Annotated in this window: 14 protein-coding genes, 1 tRNA gene and 1 pseudogene; all 16 read left to right on the top strand. The window is 64.2% G+C overall.

The features are described from left to right. Window positions 1-100, top strand: a pseudogene (locus ASF57_RS24700) (elongation factor Tu); the annotation flags it as partial. 218 nt (window positions 101-318) lie between these two features. Continuing rightward, a tRNA-Trp gene (locus ASF57_RS11200) sits at window positions 319-395 on the top strand. Window positions 396-623: 228 nt separating this feature from the next. Beyond that, a complete protein-coding gene (secE, locus tag ASF57_RS11205) occupies window positions 624-926 on the top strand; it encodes a preprotein translocase subunit SecE (RefSeq protein ID WP_056483265.1) in 303 nt (100 codons plus the stop codon). Window positions 927-992: 66 nt separating this feature from the next. Continuing rightward, window positions 993-1,526 carry a transcription termination/antitermination protein NusG gene (gene nusG / locus ASF57_RS11210; protein ID WP_056183491.1) on the top strand — a complete coding sequence of 178 codons (534 nt, stop codon included), beginning with the start codon at window positions 993-995 and terminating at the stop codon, window positions 1,524-1,526. 214 nt (window positions 1,527-1,740) lie between these two features. After that, complete coding sequence (rplK, locus tag ASF57_RS11215) at window positions 1,741-2,190, top strand: 50S ribosomal protein L11 (RefSeq protein ID WP_018044245.1); 450 nt, start codon at window positions 1,741-1,743, stop codon at window positions 2,188-2,190. 12 nt (window positions 2,191-2,202) lie between these two features. Then, entirely contained in the window at window positions 2,203-2,901 is a 699-nt protein-coding gene (gene rplA / locus ASF57_RS11220) for a 50S ribosomal protein L1 (protein ID WP_056183492.1), read from the top strand. Window positions 2,902-3,292: 391 nt separating this feature from the next. Next, on the top strand, window positions 3,293-4,624 hold the full coding sequence (locus ASF57_RS11225; RefSeq protein ID WP_056483268.1) for a PLP-dependent aminotransferase family protein: 1,332 nt from the start codon (window positions 3,293-3,295) through the stop codon (window positions 4,622-4,624). A gap of 187 nt (window positions 4,625-4,811) precedes the next feature. Continuing rightward, complete coding sequence (locus ASF57_RS11230) at window positions 4,812-6,437, top strand: B12-binding domain-containing radical SAM protein (RefSeq protein ID WP_056483272.1); 1,626 nt, start codon at window positions 4,812-4,814, stop codon at window positions 6,435-6,437. 568 nt (window positions 6,438-7,005) lie between these two features. After that, entirely contained in the window at window positions 7,006-7,536 is a 531-nt protein-coding gene (gene rplJ, locus ASF57_RS11235) for a 50S ribosomal protein L10 (RefSeq protein ID WP_056183499.1), read from the top strand. Between the two features lie 57 nt (window positions 7,537-7,593). After that, the gene (gene rplL, locus ASF57_RS11240; protein WP_056183502.1) at window positions 7,594-7,968 is read left to right on the top strand and encodes a 50S ribosomal protein L7/L12; all 375 of its coding nucleotides are present in this window, start codon (window positions 7,594-7,596) and stop codon (window positions 7,966-7,968) included. 249 nt (window positions 7,969-8,217) lie between these two features. Further along, a complete protein-coding gene (rpoB, locus tag ASF57_RS11245) occupies window positions 8,218-12,342 on the top strand; it encodes a DNA-directed RNA polymerase subunit beta (RefSeq protein WP_056483275.1) in 4,125 nt (1,374 codons plus the stop codon). 172 nt (window positions 12,343-12,514) lie between these two features. After that, entirely contained in the window at window positions 12,515-16,723 is a 4,209-nt protein-coding gene (gene rpoC / locus ASF57_RS11250) for a DNA-directed RNA polymerase subunit beta' (RefSeq protein ID WP_056183506.1), read from the top strand. A 446-nt stretch (window positions 16,724-17,169) separates the two neighbouring features. Beyond that, on the top strand, window positions 17,170-17,541 hold the full coding sequence (gene rpsL, locus ASF57_RS11255; protein WP_018044234.1) for a 30S ribosomal protein S12: 372 nt from the start codon (window positions 17,170-17,172) through the stop codon (window positions 17,539-17,541). Between the two features lie 123 nt (window positions 17,542-17,664). Beyond that, window positions 17,665-18,135 carry a 30S ribosomal protein S7 gene (rpsG, locus tag ASF57_RS11260; RefSeq protein WP_056183508.1) on the top strand — a complete coding sequence of 157 codons (471 nt, stop codon included), beginning with the start codon at window positions 17,665-17,667 and terminating at the stop codon, window positions 18,133-18,135. A gap of 30 nt (window positions 18,136-18,165) precedes the next feature. Next, window positions 18,166-20,241, top strand: a complete 2,076-nt coding sequence (gene fusA / locus ASF57_RS11265) for an elongation factor G (protein ID WP_056483278.1) — start codon at window positions 18,166-18,168, stop codon at window positions 20,239-20,241. A gap of 72 nt (window positions 20,242-20,313) precedes the next feature. Next, window positions 20,314-20,411, top strand: a 98-nt coding sequence (locus ASF57_RS25690; RefSeq protein ID WP_156375624.1) for a GTP-binding protein, incomplete at its 3' end; no start/stop codon positions are given.

The following is a 20,411-nucleotide window of genomic DNA, read 5'->3' on the forward strand; positions in this document are numbered from 1 at the left end:
CCTGATCGTGCCGGTGGCCATGGAAGAGAAGCTGCGCTTCGCCATCCGTGAAGGCGGACGCACCGTCGGCGCCGGCGTCGTCGCCGCCATCAACGAGTAGTCCTGATCCGGTCGGCCCGAGCGGCCGCCTGATATGACGCCAAGCACGGCGCTCCGGTTTCGTCCGGGGCGCCGTGCGCGCTTTAGCCGGCGTCGGCACCTGCCGACTGCCTGCAATCGAGACGGCGAAGGATCTTTGTCGACCGCGCAGTTTGACCATTGCGGAGCCACGGCGACCGGTCTATAGCAGCGCCGCGGCGAAGGACTTGTCCCTCGCGTAGGAGTGTAGCTCAACTGGTCAGAGCGCCGGTCTCCAAAACCGGAGGTTGCGGGTTCGAGTCCCTCCACTCCTGCCACTTGGATTTTGCCAACTGGCCGCGTCAAACCAGTCGACCCTCCCATCCCCGTGCCTTCGAGCTGATCGTTCATCCGCGAAGTCCGGTCGGGCGTAGTCGACAAGCCCGGCGACTTGCGTTAGAGCGGTCGCCTTCCGAGATCGATGAAGGCCGTCGATGCTGGCTCCCTCCGGAGCCGCCGCATCGCGCTTTCCCGAAGCTCGGGCCGATCTCCCTGTTGTTGGCGCCATGGCATCGAACGAAGCATCGAAGAAAGTGGACCTCGCGCGCACTCCGCAGCGCGGCTCCGCCACGCCGACGCCCCCGCGGGCGACACCGCCCGCCCGCCCGACCCCGAAGCGTGTCGGACCGGCCGAGTTCCTGACCCAGGTTCGCGACGAGGGCCGCAAGGTCACGTGGCCGAGCCGCAAGGAGACCGTCGTGACCACCGTGATGGTGTTCATCATGGTGGTGGTGGCCAGCATCTTCTTCACCGTGGTGGATCAGGCGCTGCGTTATCTCGTGACCCTGATCCTCGGGGTCGGCGCTTAAAATCACTTCTCGGCCCGAGCGCCCTGCGGCGCCCGGGCTGACTGACGTCAGGATTTGGTGAGAACCGTGTCGAAGCGCTGGTACATCGTCCACGCCTACTCGAATTTCGAGAACAAGGTCGCGCAGTCCATCAAGGATCAGGCGGCCCAGCGTGGCCTGATGGAGCTGTTCGACGAGGTCATGGTCCCGACCGAAAAGGTCGTCGAGGTCCGGCGCGGCCGCAAGGTCGATGCCGAGCGCAAGTTCTTCCCGGGCTACGTCCTGGTGAAGTGCGACCTGACCGACGAAGTCTATCACCTGATCAAGAACACGCCCAAGGTGACGGGCTTTCTCGGTGCCGACAAGTCGAAGCCGGTTCCGATCCCGGATGCCGAGGCCGAGCGCATCAAGGGCCAGGTTGCCGAGGGCGTCGACCGTCCGAAGCCCTCCGTCTCCTTCGAGATCGGCGAGACGGTTCGTGTCTCCGACGGTCCGTTCGCGTCGTTCAACGGCACCGTCGAGGAAATCGACGAGAGCCGCTCGCGCCTCAAGGTCGCGGTCTCGATCTTCGGCCGCGCGACGCCGGTCGAGCTGGAATACGGCCAAGTCGAGAAGATCTGATCGCTTCGTTTTCGGTCGATCGTCCGAGATCGGTCACACCCTTTCGTTCGGCCTAGAGCTGGACGCGAAACCACCGCTCTTCGCAGCGGTGTCACACGCGGGAGGCCCGCCCGGTTCGCCGCCGGGGTCGACGGTCCGAACCGCGACCTGCAACCGCCCGTATCGTTCGCGCTGAGGCCAGCCGGACAGCGGGCATTCTTTGGGAGCAGTCCCTATGGCAAAGAAGATCACGGGCTACGTGAAGCTTCAGGTTCCGGCAGGCGCCGCGAACCCGTCGCCGCCCATCGGCCCCGCGCTCGGTCAGCGCGGCCTCAACATCATGGAATTCTGCAAGGCCTTCAACGCGAAGACCTCTCAGATCGAGAAGGGGACCCCGATCCCGGTCGTCATCACGGCGTACCAGGACCGCTCCTTCACCTTCGAGATGAAGCAGCCGCCGGTCACCTTCTTCCTCAAGAAGGCTGCCGGCCTGAAGATCGGCAAGAAGCCGGCTTCCGGCTCGAAGACTCCGGGCAAGGGCCCGACCGTGGGCAAGGTGACCGAGGCGCAGCTGCGCGAGATCGCCGAGAAGAAGATGCCCGACCTGAACTGCGACTCGGTTGACGCCGCCGTCGCCATGATCCGTGGCTCCGCTCGGGCCATGGGCCTCGACGTCGTCGCTTAAGGGGAGGGCACAATGGCACACGAAGGCAAGCGCATCCGCGCCGCCCGCGAGGGCATCGACGCGCTCAAGCTCTATCCCATCGACGAGGCGATCAAGCTCGTGAAGGAGAAGGCCAGCGCCAAGTTCGACGAGACCGTCGAGATCTCGATGAACCTCGGCGTCGACCCGCGCCACGCCGACCAGATGGTCCGCGGCGTCTGCAACCTGCCCAACGGCTCCGGCCGGACGGTGCGGGTGGCGGTGTTCGCTCGCGGCGCGAAGGCCGACGAGGCCAAGGCCGCCGGCGCCGACATCGTGGGCGCCGAGGACCTGCTCGAGATCGTCCAGAGCGGCAAGATCGAGTTCGATCGCTGCATTGCGACCCCCGACCTGATGCCGCTCGTCGGCCGTCTCGGCAAGGTGCTCGGCCCGCGCGGTCTGATGCCGAACCCGAAGGTCGGAACCGTCACCATGGACGTGAAGGGTGCCGTCGCCGGCGCCAAGGGCGGCTCGGTGGAGTTCCGCGTCGAGAAGGCCGGCATCATCCACGCCGGCATCGGCAAGGTCTCCTTCGACGCCGATAAGCTCGTCGAGAACATCAAGGCGTTCGCCGACGCGGTGTCCAAGGCGAAGCCGGCCGGCGCCAAGGGCCAGTACGTCCAGCGCGTCGCCGTGACCTCCTCCATGGGTCCTGGCGTCAAGGTGGAGCCGTCGACGGTCCTCACCGCCTGATCCACGCGCGCGTGCATCCAAACGTTGGAAACGCCCGGCCCCTGCGGCCGGGCGTTTTCGTTTGCACTCACTTCCGCCAGAATGGCTTGCGGCCCTCTTGGCGCAGGACGACAGGATCGAGATCGAGTTCGATCATTTGCTCCGAGGACAACTGACGGATTGTCTTGCGCCCCTGAGAACGACGGCGCCACGTCCTTAGCAGAGCCATGGGTCTTGCGAGATGCCCTATACTCTCGGAAGTGCCTGGATTTAGGTGCCGGAACAGGCAGAATGAGCCTAGCGGAGGCGGTCTTGTGTTCGTCGTCACGGGCATCTCCATCGCTGCACGCGATCTTATTGATCCGAATATAAATCGATTCAATTATAGAATTGCACTCGGGGCAATTTAAGCGTGACGGATTACCGAACCATCTCCGACGGGATTGCGGCCGAGATCGCCGCGGGCAGCCTGCCTCCCGGCGCCCGACTGCCGCCACAGCGCCAGTTCGCCTATGAGCGTGGCATTGCGGTCTCGACCGCGAGTCGGGTCTATGCCGAGTTGACGCGGCGCGGCCTCGTCACCGGAGAGGTCGGACGTGGCACCTTCATCCGCATGTCTGGAGCTCCGTTAGGCGACACCCCGCAGGATACCGACGACGGCCTGATCAATCTCGAGCATGTCTTCTCGATCCTGCCGACGCAGGCTGCAGATCTGTCGGCGAGCTTAGCCGCACTTCTTCGTCCGGCGGCGCTCCAAGCCACGTTCCCGCCGCTCCGTGCCAGCGCGACACCGCAGGCGCGCGCCACTGCGGCGGCTTTCTTCCGCCGCGGCGGCTGGTCGGCCGAGCCCGAGCGCATCTTGTTCACCGGAGCGGGACGACAGGGAATCGCCGCCGCACTGATGGCCTTGGCCCGCCCCGGCGACCGGATCGGGGTCGAAGCCCTGACCTATCCGGTGGTCAAGGGCATGGCGGCTCGCCTCGGCCTCACCCTGGTTCCGCTGGCGATGGACGGGGAGGGCGTACGGCCGGACGCGATCACCGATGCACACCGCGCCGGACCGCTGCGGGCCCTCTACCTTCAGACTGTGCTGCACAGTCCCCTGGGGCACACCATGGATGCCCGACGCCGGCAGGACGTCGCACGCCTGCTCGACCGGCACGACATCATCTGCATCGAGGACGCGGTGTACGGGTTCCTGTGCGACGAGGAGCCTCTGGCGGCCCTCGCACCGGATCGGGTGATCGTGGTCGACAGCCTGTCGAAACGGCTGGCCCCTGGGCTCAGCCTCGGCGTTCTCGCCGTACCCTCTGCCCTGGTCGAACCGCTGGCGCGCACCATCCGCAACGGAGCCTGGACCGCCAGCGGCCTGCCGCTCGCGATGGCCCTTCAGGTCATCGAAGACGGCCTTGCGAGCCGCATTGGGCAGGCGAAGCGGGCGGACGTGGCGATTCGACAAGCTCTGGCCCGCGAGATCCTGACCGGCCTCGACGTTCAGGGAGACCCACGCGCCTACCATCTCTGGCTGACACTTCCCGGCGCCTGGAATGCCGAGCGCTACGCCGCGGCGGCGGCGCGCCGCGGTGTCGCGGTCTCGCCGGCGAGCGCCTTCGCCATCGACCCCGCGACGGCGCCCGACGGCGTCCGCCTCGCGCTCGGCTCGCCCACCATCCCGAAGCTCACGATCGCGCTCCAGATCCTTCGGCAACTCGCCCTCGATGGCGAGGACTCCCAGGTCGAGTAGCCCTCCGGCCGGCGGGTGATGCGGCCTTCGGGGGCCGCGAAACCGGTGCGACGGCGTCGACTCCGTTCAAAGGCCCGTGAGGGGAAGCGCCGACTGTGACGGATGGTCGTCCGGGCCGAAGCAAACACGCGAGAAAACAACATGCGAGGGTGACGCCTTCGTGGATGCCTGTGCTAGGTATGCAGTCATGCGATGCACCCTCTCCGTCAACTCGAAGCGACGCATCCTGTGCGTCTTTCCTGCCTACACGCCGTCCTTCGGGACCTTCTCTCACGCCTATCCCCTGATGGGTGGCGTGAAGGCCTTCATGCCGCCACAGGGGCTCCTGCTGATCGCGGCCTACATGCCCGAGGCCTGGGAGTACCGGTTCATCGACGAGAACATCGCCCGAGCCGGCCCAGCGGATTTCGCCTGGGCCGATGCGGTCTTCGTGTCGGGCATGCACATCCAGGCCCCGCAGATCCGGGACATCTACGCCCGCGCCCACGCCGCGAATAAAGTGACGGTGCTGGGCGGTCCCTCGGTGTCCGGCTCGCCGGAGCAGTACCCCGAATTCGACTACCTGCATCTCGGTGAGATCGGCGACGCCACCGACGATCTGGTGGCGATCCTCGACCGCGACGTGTCGATCCCGGCCGCGCAGGTGCGCCTGGAGACGAAGGAGCGGCTTCCGCTCTCGGATTTCCCGGCCCCCGCCTACGAGGCGGCTCCCCTGAAGCGCTACCTCATCGGATCGCTGCAGTTCTCCTCCGGCTGCCCCTATCGCTGCGAGTTCTGCGATATCCCGCAGCTCTACGGCCGCCAGCCGCGCCTCAAATCCCCCGAGCAGATGCTCGGCGAACTCGACGCCATCATCGCCCAGCCTGGCCACCCGGCGGTGGTGTACTTCGTCGATGACAACTTCATCGGCAATCGCAAGGCCACGAAGGACATGCTGCCCCACCTCGTGGCGTGGCAGAAGAAGAACGATTATCCGCTTCAGTTCGCCTGCGAGGCGACCCTGAACATGGCCAAGCAGCCCGACATCCTCGAGCTGATGCGCCAGGCCAACTTCATGACCGTCTTCGTCGGCATCGAAACGCCGGAGGAGGACGCCCTCGCGGGCATCGACAAGAAGCACAACGCCGCCGTGCCGATGTACGAGGCGATCGAGATCCTCAACAGCTTCGGCCTCGAGGTGACCTCCGGCATTATCCTCGGCCTAGACACCGACACCGACCAGTCCGAGCAAAAGCTGATCGACTTCATCGACAAATCGGCCGTGCCCGTGCTGACGATGAACCTGCTCCAGGCCCTGCCCAAGACGCCGCTCTGGGATCGGCTCACCCGTGAAAACCGCCTCGTCCACGACGCGGCCCTCGAATCCAACGTGTTGTTCAAGCGCCCGCACGACGACGTGGTAGCGAGCTGGCGCCGGGCGATCGCCCACGCCTACGAGCCGGCGCAGATCTTCGAGCGCTTCCGCCATCAGGTCGAGGTGACCTACCCGAACCGGATCAAGACTCCGATCAAGGGCAAGCTCACGCGCACCAATCTACGCCGGGGTCTCGTCCTCGGCTTCAACATCGCGGTGCGGGTCGGATTGCTGTCGGACTATCGACGGGTGTTCTGGAAAGCGGCCGGTCACGCCCTCAAGCGGGGCCAGATCGAGGCCGTGTTCAACATGGGCTTCGTGGCGCATCACCTCATCCGCTTCACCCGGGAAGCGCTGCGGGGCGAGCACAACGCCTCGTTCTACGCCGCCAAGGCAGAGCAGAAGAATACGGCGCGCGAGCCCTGGTGGCGCGCGGCCCGCAAGTTCCTTCCGACCTAGGAAGAGGTTGCCGCCCGGCGGATCGCCGTCGGGCGCACGGGGCGAGACGACGTGACGAGAGGGCGTCAAGGGAAAACAACACGCCCCGCTCATTTTTCACGGCGGGGCTCTTGGCAGGCTGCTTGCAAGGCTCTATAGACCGCCTCAACGTTTTCATACATGCGAAAGGAATCGGCCGATCGGTCGCATTCCGATTGAGAGATCGCCTGGGCAACTAGGCGGTGATGGCCGGAAGGCTTTGAAGGGCGAAAGCGCTTCGGGGCTTCGTCCGGCCATGTCCTGTCCGAGACTGCAGGTGCCGGGCAACCGGCTTAATCGTCCAAGCCTGCACAGACGGGGAAGACCGAATTTCTAGACCCCTCGGCCGGTTCGCTCGACGCGGACAGGACGAGGAATCGGTTTGAACCATCTCACCCGTATCGTCCACCCGCTCCGGGGGCCGATAGGGGACAGGGCCGTGAAGCGTCGCCAAGGACGTTCCGGCTTCTCGTTAAGCCGAGTTCCGTCCCGGGCGGCATGTGCAACCGGCGGACCCATTCTCGGGTTCCGCCAACCGGAGAGAGCCCCAGTGGACAGGACAGCCAAAGCTGATCTCGTCTCGACGCTCAACGGCGTGTTTGCGAACACGTCCGTCGTCGTCGTGGCCCACTACAAGGGCCTCACGGTCGCCGACATGCAGAAGCTGCGCTCGCAGATGAAGCAGGCCGGTGCCACCGTGAAGGTCACCAAGAACCGCCTCGCCAACATCGCTCTCGATGGCACGGACGTCGCCTCCATCAAGCCCCTCCTGAAGGGTCCGACCCTGCTCGCTTATTCCAGTGATCCGGTCGCGGCCGCCAAGGTTGCGGTGGACTTCGCCAAGGCCAACGACAAGCTCGTGATCCTCGGCGGCGCCATGGGCACGACAGCCCTGAACCCGGACGGTGTGAAGGCCCTCGCCTCGCTCCCGTCCCTCGACGAACTGCGCGCCAAGATCGTGGGCCTCATCCAGGCTCCCGCGACCAAGATCGCCCAGGTCGTCAACGCACCGGCGGCCAAGCTCGCCCGCGTGTTCGGGGCCTATGCCAACAAGGACGAGGCTCAGAGCGAAGCGGCCTGAGGCCGCATCGCTCTTTTCATCCCATCCGTTCAAACCGATATCTAAAGGAACACCAACATGGCTGATCTCGCCAAGCTCGTCGACGACCTGTCCTCGCTGACCGTTCTCGAGGCTGCTGACCTCGCCAAGATGCTCGAAGAGAAGTGGGGCGTCTCGGCTGCTGCCGCCGTCGCCGTCGCCGCTGGTCCGGCCGCCGGCCCGGCTGCCGCTGCCGAGGAGCAGACCGAGTTCACGGTCATGCTCACCGCCGCCGGCGACAAGAAGATCGAGGTCATCAAGGAGGTCCGCGCGATCACCGGCCTCGGCCTCAAGGAAGCCAAGGACCTCGTCGAGGGCGCTCCGAAGGCTGTCAAGGAGTCCGTCAACAAGGAAGAGGCCGAGAAGCTCAAGGCTCAGCTCGAGAAGGCTGGCGCCAAGGTCGAGCTCAAGTAAGACTCTTCGGTGGGCCGTATCGGTCCATCACCGTCCCTCGGGTCCATCCGGACCTGAGGGCACCGAAGGCCCGCGGGTTCACGCCCGTGGGCCACGGTCGCTTCAGGCGACCCGACCGGCCCACGTGAGGGCCACGAGTTTTTCAGTTCGGGAGGGCGTCGTCCGGCGGGGCGGGCTCACCGCCTGGTCGCGGGAGGCAAGAGCCTTCCCCGGGCACCCGGTACGCGGGACGTAGGAGCGAGGTCACCCATGGCCAACACGCTGGTCGGTCGCAAGCGGATTCGCAAGTTCTTCGGCAAGATCAAGGAAGTCGCCGAGATGCCGAACCTCATCGAGGTTCAGAAGGCATCCTACGATCAGTTCCTGATCATGGACGAGCCGGAAGGCGGACGGGGCGACGAAGGCCTGCAGACCGTGTTCAAGTCGGTGTTCCCGATCTCGGACTTCTCTTCCACGGCCCTGCTCGAATTCGTGAAGTACACGTTCGAGCAGCCGAAATACGACGTCGACGAGTGCCGGCAGCGCGGGATCACGTTCGCAGCCCCGCTCAAGGTGACGCTGCGCCTGATCGTGTTCGATGTGGACCCGGATACTGGCGCGAAGTCGGTCAAGGACATCAAGGAACAGGACGTCTACATGGGCGACATGCCCCTGATGACGGAGAATGGCACCTTCATCGTCAACGGTACCGAACGCGTCATCGTCTCGCAGATGCACCGCTCGCCCGGCGTGTTCTTCGACCACGACAAGGGCAAGACCCATTCCTCGGGCAAGCTCCTGTTCGCTGCCCGCATCATCCCGTATCGCGGCTCCTGGCTCGACGTCGAGTTCGACGCGAAGGACATCGTCCACGTCCGCATCGATCGGAAGCGCAAGCTGCCGGTCACCTCGCTGCTGTTCGCGCTGGGTCTTGACGGCGAAGAGATCCTGTCGACCTTCTACAACCGCGTGATCTACGATCGTGACGGCGCCGAGTGGCGCGTGCCTTATGATGCCGACCGACTGAAGGGCTTCAAGGCGTCCGTCGACCTGATCGACGCGGAGTCCGGTGAAGTCGTGCTCGAGGCCGGCAAGAAGCTGAACGCCCGCAACGCCCGGCAGATCGCCGAGCGTGGCGTCAACTTCCTCAAAGCCACCGACGAGGACCTGATCGGCCAGTACATCGCCGAGGACCTGGTCAACCCGAAGACGGGTGAGATCTGGGCCGAGGCCGGCGATGAGATCTCCGAGAAGCTCCTCAAGAGCCTGGAAGAGGTCGGGGTCTCCGAGCTGCCGGTGCTCGACATCGATCACATCAACGTCGGTCCCTACATCCGCAACACGCTCGCGGTGGACAAGAATTCCGGCCGCGAAGGCGCGCTGTTCGACATCTACCGCGTCATGCGCCCCGGCGAGCCGCCGACGCTCGATACCGCGGAGGCGATGTTCCATTCGCTGTTCTTCGATTCCGAACGCTACGACCTCTCCGCCGTCGGCCGCGTCAAGATGAACATGCGCCTGGACCTCGATGCCGAGGACACCGTGCGTACCCTGCGTCGCGAGGACATGCTCGCGGTCGTCAAGGCACTGGTGGACCTGCGCGACGGCAAGGGCGAGATCGACGACATCGATCACCTCGGCAACCGCCGGGTACGCTCGGTCGGCGAGCTGATGGAAAACCAGTACCGCCTCGGCCTGCTCCGCATGGAGCGCGCCATCAAGGAGCGGATGTCCTCCGTCGACATCGACACGGTGATGCCGCAGGACCTCATCAACGCCAAGCCAGCCGCTGCCGCCGTGCGCGAGTTCTTCGGCTCGTCGCAGCTGTCGCAGTTCATGGATCAGACCAACCCACTCTCCGAAGTGACGCATAAGCGCCGCCTCTCGGCGCTTGGCCCAGGCGGTCTGACGCGTGAGCGGGCCGGCTTCGAAGTGCGCGACGTGCACCCGACCCATTACGGCCGCATCTGCCCGATCGAGACGCCGGAAGGCCCGAACATCGGTCTGATCAACTCGCTCGCGACGTTCGCGCGCGTCAACAAGTACGGCTTCATCGAGACCCCCTTCCGGCGGGTGAAGGACGGCGTCGTCACCACCGACGTTGCCTACCTCTCGGCCATGGAAGAGGCGAAGTACTACGTCGCGCAGGCCAACGCGCAGATGGATGAGACCTTCAAGCTTATCGAGGATCTCGTGGTCTGCCGTCGCGCCGGTGACGTCATCGTCGTGCCGCCGGATCGCGTCGACCTGATGGACGTGTCGCCGAAGCAGCTCGTGTCGGTCGCGGCCGCGCTCATCCCGTTCCTCGAGAACGATGACGCGAACCGCGCACTGATGGGCTCGAACATGCAGCGCCAGGCGGTGCCGCTGGTTCGCGCCGATGCGCCCTTCGTCGGCACCGGCATGGAGGCGGTGGTCGCCCGCGACTCCGGCGCCGCCATCGCGGCCCGCCGCACCGGCATCGTCGATCAGGTGGACGCCACCCGTATCGTCATCCGGGCCACCGAGGAGGCCGATGCCAACAAGCCCGGCGTCGACATCTATCGCTTGCAGAAGTTCCAGCGCTCCAACCAGTCGACCTGCATCACGCAGAAGCCCCTGGTGCGCGTCGGCGAGGCCGTGAAGAAGGGCGAGATCATCGCCGATGGCCCTTCGACGGAGTTCGGTGAACTCGCTCTCGGCCGGAACGTGCTCGTCGCGTTCATGCCGTGGAACGGCTACAACTTCGAGGACTCGATCCTGCTCTCCGAGCGGATCGTGAAGGATGATGTGTTCACCTCGATCCACATCGAGGAGTTCGAGGTGATGGCCCGAGATACCAAGCTCGGACCGGAAGAAATCACCCGCGACATCCCCAACGTCTCGGAAGAGGCGTTGAAGAACCTCGATGAGGCCGGCATCGTCTACATCGGCGCCGAAGTTCACGCCGGCGACATCCTGTGCGGCAAGATCACGCCGAAGGGCGAAAGCCCGATGACGCCGGAGGAAAAGCTCCTGCGCGCTATCTTCGGCGAGAAGGCATCGGACGTGCGCGACACCTCGCTTCGGGTTCCCCCGGGCGTGACCGGCACCATCGTCGAGGTCCGGGTGTTCAACCGCCACGGCGTCGACAAGGATGAGCGCGCCCAGGCGATCGAGCGCGAGGAGATCGAGCGTCTCGCCAAGGATCGTGACGACGAGCAGGCGATCCTGGACCGCAACACCTACGCCCGTCTCGCAACGGTGCTCATCGGTCAGGCTCCCATCGCGGGACCGAAGGGCTTCCGCAAGGAGACCACGCTCACCCGCGAGTTGCTCAGCGAGTACCCGCGTTCGCAATGGTGGCAGTTCGCCGTCATCGACGACCGTCTCATGACCGAGATGGAAGCGATGCAGAAGCAGTACGACGAGTCGAAGAAGCGCCTCGAGCAGCGCTTCCTCGATAAGGTCGAGAAGTTGCAGCGCGGCGATGAACTTCCGCCCGGCGTCATGAAGATGGTCAAGGTCTTCGTGGCGGTGAAGCGTAAGATCCAGCCGGGCGACAAGATGGCCGGACGCCACGGCAACAAGGGCGTGGTCTCGCGGATCGTCCCGATCGAGGACATGCCGTTCCTGGAAGACGGGACCCATGCCGACATCGTGCTGAACCCGCTGGGCGTGCCCTCGCGCATGAACGTCGGCCAGATCCTGGAAACCCATCTGGGTTGGGCTGCGGCCGGTCTCGGCCGCAAGGTCGGCCTCGCGGTGGACGCCTACCTGCGCAACCAGGACATCGAGCCGCTTCGCGGCGAGATGCAGGCGATCTACTCGCCGTCCGAGTTGGAAGGCTTGTCCGACGACGAGTTGGCTGAAGCCGCCAACAACGTGCGTCGCGGCGTGCCGATGGCGACCCCGGTGTTCAACGGCGCCAAGGAAGCCGACATCGAGCAGATGCTGGAAATGGCCGGTCTCGACCGGTCGGCCCAGTCGACGCTCTACGATGGTCGGACCGGTGAGCCTTTCGACCGCAAGGTCACGATGGGCTACATCTACATGCTGAAGCTGCACCACCTGGTGGACGATAAGATCCACGCCCGGTCGATCGGCCCGTACTCCCTGGTCACCCAGCAGCCGCTGGGCGGAAAGGCTCAGTTCGGCGGTCAGCGCTTCGGCGAGATGGAGGTCTGGGCTCTGGAAGCCTACGGCGCCGCGTACACGCTGCAGGAGATGCTCACGGTCAAGTCGGACGATGTCGCCGGCCGGACCAAGGTCTACGAGGCGATCGTCCGTGGCGACGACACCTTCGAGGCCGGCATTCCGGAGTCGTTCAACGTGCTCGTCAAGGAGATGCGTTCGCTCGGCCTCAACGTGGAGCTGACGTCTTCCAAGAAGCTCGCCAACGACCAGATCGAGCCGCCCGCAGAGGCGGCCGAATAACCACCGCATCACGCTCCCGCGCCGGGATCAGTCCCGGCGCGGTCTGAGCGGGGAGGGGCAGGGCCTCCCGTTCTACGGTCAGCGACGATCCGGCCGGTCGTCGCGCCGCATCCATTTTCAGCACGTGGTCAGCCCCTCGGCGGAGGGTGCGCCTCGTCAGCAGGAGTAGATCATGAACCAAGAGGTCATGAATCTTTTCAACCAGCAGGCTCAGCCCCAGAGCTTTGACCAGATCAAAATCTCGATCTCGTCGCCCGAGAAGATCCTCTCGTGGTCTTTCGGCGAGATCAAGAAGCCCGAGACGATCAACTATCGCACGTTCAAGCCTGAGCGTGACGGCCTGTTCTGCGCCCGCATCTTCGGACCCATCAAGGACTACGAGTGCTTGTGCGGCAAGTACAAGCGCATGAAGTACAAGGGCGTGATCTGCGAAAAGTGCGGCGTCGAGGTGACCCTCGCGCGCGTTCGGCGCGATCGCATGGGCCATATCGAGCTCGCCGCGCCCGTCGCCCATATCTGGTTCCTGAAGTCGCTGCCGAGCCGCATCGGCCTGCTGCTCGACATGGCGCTCAAGGACCTCGAGCGCATCCTGTACTTCGAGTCCTACTGCGTTATCGAGCCGGGCCTCACCCCCCTGAAGGAGCGTCAGCTCCTGTCAGAGGAGGAGTACCTGCGCGCGCAAGAGGAATACGGCGAGGACAGCTTCACCGCCATGATCGGCGCCGAAGCGATCCGCCGGATTCTTCAGGAACTGGACCTCGACGGCATCGCGGATTCCCTGCGCGAAGAGATCGCCACCACGACCTCCGAGCTGAAGCCGAAGAAGCTGCTCAAGCGCCTGAAGATCATCGAGGCCTTCCAGATGTCGGGCAACAAGCCCGAATGGATGATCCTCACCGTGGTGCCGGTGATTCCGCCGGATCTGCGCCCGCTGGTCCCGCTCGATGGCGGTCGCTTCGCCACGTCCGATCTTAATGACCTCTACCGCCGCGTCATCAACCGCAACAACCGTCTGAAGCGGCTGATTGAGCTGCGAGCGCCGGACATCATCATCCGCAACGAGAAGCGCATGCTTCAGGAGGCGGTGGACGCGCTGTTCGACAACGGCCGCCGTGGCCGCGTCATCACGGGTGCCAACAAGCGTCCGCTGAAATCTCTCGCCGATATGCTGAAGGGCAAGCAGGGCCGCTTCCGCCAGAACCTACTCGGCAAGCGCGTCGACTACTCGGGCCGCTCGGTCATCGTGGTGGGCCCGGAGCTGAAGCTGCACCAGTGCGGCTTGCCCAAGAAGATGGCGCTCGAGCTGTTCAAGCCGTTCATCTACGCGCGCCTCGACGCCAAGGGCTTCTCCGCCACGGTGAAGCAGGCCAAGAAGCTCGTCGAGAAGGAGAAGCCGGAAGTCTGGGATATCCTCGATGAGGTGATCCGCGAGCACCCGGTGATGCTGAACCGCGCACCGACCCTGCACCGCCTCGGCATCCAGGCCTTCGAGCCGAAGCTGATCGAGGGCAAGGCGATCCAGTTGCACCCGCTGGTCTGCGCCGCGTTCAACGCCGACTTCGATGGCGACCAGATGGCCGTGCACGTTCCGCTGAGCCTCGAGGCTCAGTTGGAGGCGCGCGTCCTGATGATGTCGACGAACAACATCCTGCACCCGGCGAACGGTCAGCCGATCATCGTGCCGTCGCAGGACATCGTTCTCGGCCTCTACTACCTGTCGATCGTCGCCGAGGGCGCCATCGGCGCGTTCGACCCGACGAACAAGCAGAACCCGATGCAGGGCGTTTTCGGCAATATCGGCGAACTGGAGCATGCTCTGGCGGCGAAGACCGTCAAGCTGCACACCAAGATCCGCTGGCGCTGGAACGGCATCGGGCCGGACGGCGAGCCGCTGACCAAGACCTACGACACCACCCCCGGCCGCGTAATCCTCTCGACCGCTCTGCCGCTGCACAAGAACGTCCCCTACGACGTCGTCAACAAGCTGATGACGAAGAAGGAGATCTCCGCGATGATCGACACCGTCTACCGCCACTGCGGTCAGAAGGAGTCGGTGATCTTCTGTGATCGCATCATGGCGCTCGGCTTCAACCACGCGTTCAAGGCTGGCATCTCGTTCGGCAAGGACGACATGGTTGTGCCGGACAACAAATGGCCGATCGTGGATGACACTCGCGCCCTGGTGAAGGATTACGAGCAGCAGTACAACGACGGTCTGATCACCCAGGGCGAGAAGTACAACAAGGTCGTCGACGCCTGGGCCAAGTGCTCGGACAAGCTCGCCGCCGAGATGATGCTGCGCATCTCGACCGTGCAGAAGGACGAGCACGGCGCCGACAAGCAGGTCAACTCGATCTACATGATGAGCCACTCCGGTGCCCGTGGTTCGCCGGCCCAGATGAAGCAGCTCGCCGCCATGCGCGGCCTGATGGCCAAACCATCGGGCGAAATCATCGAGACGCCGATCATCTCGAACTTCAAGGAAGGCCTCGACGTGCTCGAGTACTTCAACTCGACGCACGGCGCACGTAAGGGCCTCGCCGACACCGCGCTCAAGACCGCGAATTCCGGTTACCTCACGCGTCGTCTCGTCGACGTGGCGCAGGATGCCGTGATCCGCGAGACCGATTGCGGCACGACGAACGGCATCCGCATGCGCGCCATCGTGGATGCGGGCCAGGTCGTGGCTCCGCTGGCGATCCGTATCCTGGGCCGTGCCACGGCTGAAGATCTGGTGGCCCAGGATGGCACCATGATCGTCAAGACCGGCGAAACCATTGAGGAGAAGCACCTGCCCGCCATCCAGGCAGCCGGTATTCAGGAGGTGAAGATCCGCTCGGTGCTCGTCTGCGCCACCAAGAGCGGCGTCTGCGCCACTTGCTACGGGCGCGATCTGGCCCGTGGTACGCCCGTCAACATGGGCGAGGCTGTCGGCGTCATCGCCGCGCAGTCGATCGGCGAGCCGGGCACCCAGCTCACCATGCGGACCTTCCACATCGGTGGTGCGGCCCAGATCGCCGACTCGTCCTTCATCGAGTCGAGCTTCGAAGGCTCGATCAAAATCCGCAACCGGGCCCTCGCCCGGAACTCGGATGGAGATCTGATCGCCACCGGCCGTAACGTTGCTGTCGTCATCGTCGGCACCGACGGCTCGGAGCGTGCAGTCCACCGCCTGCAATACGGCGCGAAGCTGCGGGTCGACGATGGGGACAAGGTGAAGCGCGGTCAGCGCATCGCCGAATGGGACCCCTATACCCGTCCCATTATCACCGAGACGGACGGCGTGGTGGCCTACGAAGACCTCATCGACGGCCAGTCCATCACCGAGACCACCGACGAGTCGACCGGCATCGCCAAGCGCGTCGTCATCGACTGGCGGGGGACCGCCCGCACCGCCGACCTCAAGCCGGCGATGCTGGTGCTCGACGACGACGGCAAACCGATGAAGTTGCCGCGCGGCTCGGATGCCCGTTACTTCCTGCCCGTGGATGCCATCATCGGCTACGACCCCGGCGCGAAGGTGAAGGCCGGCGACATCCTCGCCCGCGTCTCCACCGACTCCGCCAAGACCCGCGACATCACCGGCGGTCTGCCGAGGGTGGCGGAACTGTTCGAGGCACGGCGTCCGAAGGATGCCGCGATCATCGCGGAGAAGTCGGGTACGATTCAGTTCGGACGCGACTACAAGAACAAGCGTCGCCTGACGCTCACCCCGCATGACGGTTCCGAGGCGGTCGAGTACCTGATCCCGAAGGGCAAGCACATCCACCTTCAGGATGGGGACGTCGTCGAGCTTGGCGACTACATCGTCGACGGCAACCCGGCACCGCACGACATCCTGGCGATCAAGGGCGTTGAGGAGCTTGCTGCCTACCTCGTCAACGAGATCCAGGAGGTCTACCGGCTCCAGGGCGTGTCCATCAACGACAAGCACATCGAGGTCATCGTCCGGCAGATGCTGCAGAAGGTCGAGATCACCGACGGTGGTGATTCCGACATCCTGACCGGCGACCAGATCGACCGGACGGAACTCGCAGACATCAACGAGAAGCTGCTTGCCGAGGGCAAGAAGCCGGTCGTGGGTGTTCCGGTTCTGCTCGGCATCACCAAGGCGAGCCTTCAGACGAAGTCGTTCATCTCGGCGGCCTCGTTCCAGGAGACGACACGGGTGCTCACCGAGGCAGCCGTCAACGGCAAGATCGATTACCTTGAGGGCCTCAAGGAGAACGTGATCGTGGGCTCGCTCATCCCGGCGGGTACCGGCTCGATGGCTGCTGAGATCCGGGCTGTCGCGCGCCGTCGCGACAACCTCATTTTGCAGCAGAAGGCCGCCGAGAGCGGGGCTCAGCCCCTCTCGGAGCTGCCGCCCGCCGCGGAATAACTCGAACGCCGCATCGCGTCGGAACGAAGGGGCTGCCCATGGGCGGCCCCTTTTTCGTGAACGGTCGGACTGAAGATTTCGTGCGTCGAAGGACGACGCAACTTCATGATCCTGTAACGGAATGGGTTGACGCGGATCGAATCCACCTCTATCAGGCCCTCATTGAACGGCTGGCCGTAGGCAGCAAACGATCGTGAGGCGCCGAGCCTCGATCCAGGCTTCCTAGACGCATCCGACTTCAACGAACTAACACGTGTCAGTCCGGCATGATCGCTTGCTTCAATGCAGGTGATCCTCTGCTTGCAACGGCGCGCCAAAGGCTGAGATCAGCCTGGGGCGCGGTTTTGCGTTTCGTCGCACAGCTTTGTGCGATGCCGGGGCTGACCACAACGAGATTTGGATTTCGACGGTCACCGCCGATGGTGACGCGTTTCGAGAGGATTGGCATGCCGACGATCAACCAGCTGATCGCTCAGCCGCGCAAGGCGCAAAAGAGCCGCAACAAGGTGCCGGCGCTCGACGCCTGCCCGCAGAAGCGTGGCGTCTGCACCCGCGTCTACACGACGACTCCGAAGAAGCCGAACTCCGCGCTCCGTAAGGTCGCGAAGGTTCGTCTGACCAATGGCTTCGAGGTCATCGGCTACATCCCAGGCGAGGGTCACAACCTTCAGGAGCACTCCGTGGTGATGATCCGCGGCGGCCGCGTGAAGGACCTTCCGGGTGTGCGTTACCACATTCTGCGCGGCGTGCTCGACACGCAGGGCGTCAAGGGCCGCAAGCAGCGTCGCTCCAAGTACGGCGCCAAGCGTCCGAAGTAAGCGCGACACGCGACGTACGATTGATATTCGCGCACCCTGTAAGGATGTCGCCGGCCTCGAAGAGGTTCAAGGTGGCCTGCGCAGGGTGGTTTCAAGAAGACCAAGTTTAAGACGGAGCGAGCGATGTCCCGCCGCCATTCTGCCGAGAAGCGTGAGATCATCCCGGACCCGAAGTACGGGGACATCGTGCTGACCAAGTTCATGAATTCCATCATGTACGAGGGCAAGAAGTCCACCGCTGAGCGGATCGTCTATGGCGCCTTCGACATCGTCGAGAACCGCGCCCGTGCAAACCCCATCGAGGTGTTCCGCGCGGCTCTCGACAACGTCGCTCCGGCGATCGAAGTCCGCTCCCGCCGCGTTGGCGGTGCAACCTATCAGGTCCCCGTCGAGGTGCGCACCGAGCGTCGCCAAGCACTCGCCATCCGTTGGCTGATCCAGGCCGCCCGCGGCCGGAACGATCGGACCATGGTCGAGCGGCTGTCGGCTGAGCTTCTCGATGCCGCCAACAATCGCGGCAACGCCGTCAAGAAGCGTGAAGATACGCACCGGATGGCGGAAGCCAACCGCGCCTTCTCGCACTACCGCTGGTAAGCGGACCCGGACCCTTTCAGGAGCAATCCGATGCCCCGCACGCACGCGATCGAGGACTACCGCAATTTCGGCATCATGGCTCACATCGATGCTGGCAAGACCACGACCACCGAGCGGATCCTGTATTACACCGGCAAGTCCCATAAGATCGGCGAAGTCCATGACGGCGCCGCGACGATGGATTGGATGACGCAGGAGCAGGAGCGTGGCATCACGATCACCTCGGCTGCTACTACCTGCTTCTGGCGCGACAAGCGCTTGAACATCATCGACACCCCCGGCCACGTTGATTTCACCATCGAGGTGGAGCGCTCGCTTCGCGTCCTCGACGGTGCCGTCTGCGTTCTCGACGGCAACCAGGGCGTGGAGCCCCAGACCGAGACCGTCTGGCGTCAGGCCGACAAGTACGACGTGCCGCGCGTCGTGTTCGTCAACAAGATGGACAAGATCGGCGCCGACTTCTTCAAGTGCGTCGCCGACATCATCGACCGCGTCGCCGGCAAGCCGGTGTGTCTTCAGCTGCCGATCGGCGCCGAGACGACCTTCAAGGGCGTCATCGACTTGATCAAGATGAAGGCGATCGTCTGGACGTCCGAGAAGCTGGGCGCTGATTTCTCGGAAACGGAAATTCCAGCCGATCTCGCTGATCAGGCCGCTGAGTACCGCATCAAGCTGGTCGAAGCTTGTGTGGAAATGGACGATGACGCCATGGCAGCCTATCTCGACGGTGTCGAGCCGGATGCCGAGACGATGCATCGCCTCGTCCGTACGGCCGTCCAGCGTCGTGCCTTCCACCCTGTGCTGTGCGGTTCGGCGTTCAAGAACAAGGGCGTCCAGCCCCTGCTCGACGCCGTTGTCGATTACCTGCCGTCTCCTGCAGACCGTGGCGAGATCAAGGGCCTCGACTTCAAGACTGAGGAAGAGATCGTCCGCCATCCGTCAGATAGCGATCCCTTCTCCATGCTCGCCTTCAAGATCATGGACGATCCGCACGTCGGCACGATCACGTTCTGCCGCGTATACTCGGGAAAGATCGAGTCGGGCGCCAACGTCATCAACTCGTCGCGCGACAAGAAAGAGCGCGTCGGTCGCATGCTTCTCATGCACGCCAACAATCGCGAGGACGTGAAGGAGGCCTTCACGGGCGACATCGTCGCCCTGGCCGGCCTCAAGGAAACCCGCACGGGCGATACCCTGTGCGATCCGAAGGACGCCGTCATCCTCGAGAAGATGGAGTTTCCGGAGCCCGTCATCGAGATCGCGGTCGAGCCGAAGTCCAAGGCCGATCAAGAGAAACTCGGCATCGCGCTTGCCAAGCTGGCAGCCGAGGATCCGTCGTTCCGGGTCTCCACGGACCAGGAATCCGGCCAGACCATCCTTCGCGGGATGGGCGAGCTTCACCTCGACATCAAGGTCGATATCCTACGCCGCACCTATATGGTCGATGCAAATATCGGTCAGCCGCAGGTGGCCTATCGTGAAAAGCTCACGAAGCGCACCGAGATCGACTACACCCATAAGAAGCAGACCGGCGGTACCGGTCAGTTTGCTCGGGTGAAGTTCATTGTCGAGCCGAACGAGCCCGGCAAGGGCTTCGAATTCTCCTCGAAGATCATCGGCGGTACTGTGCCGAAGGAATATATCCCGGGCGTCGAGAAGGGCCTTAATTCGGTTCTCGGTGCTGGCATCCTGGCGGGCTTCCCGGTCGTCGATATCAAGGTCGAACTGATCGATGGCGCCTACCACGACGTCGACTCGTCGGCTCTCGCCTTCGAAATCGCGTCCCGCGCGGCGCTTCGTGAAGCCCTCCAGAAGGGCGGATCAGTGCTCCTCGAGCCGGTGATGAAGGTCGAGGTCGTCTCGCCGGAAGAATATACGGGTTCGGTCATCGGCGACCTCAATTCCCGCCGCGGCCAGATCCAGGGCCAAGACATGCGCGGCAATGCGAACGTCATCAACGCGATGGTGCCGCTCGCCAACATGTTCGGCTATGTGAACCAGCTCCGGTCCTTCTCTCAAGGCCGCGCCAACTTCACGATGCAGTTCGACCATTACGAAGAGGTGCCGCGCGGCGAGGCCGAGAAGGTCGTCGCCAAGTACGCCTAAAGCCGGCGGCGCTCCCACGGGAGCGCCTCCCGCACCCCTTCAGACGCAACATCAGATCAGACGGAGGCTATCATGGCCAAAGAGAAATTCGCGCGTACGAAGCCGCACTGCAACATCGGCACGATCGGTCACGTTGATCACGGCAAGACGTCTCTGACGGCGGCGATCAC

Source organism: Methylobacterium sp. Leaf117 (assembly GCF_001422985.1).
Classification (GTDB): Bacteria; Pseudomonadota; Alphaproteobacteria; order Rhizobiales; family Beijerinckiaceae; genus Methylobacterium.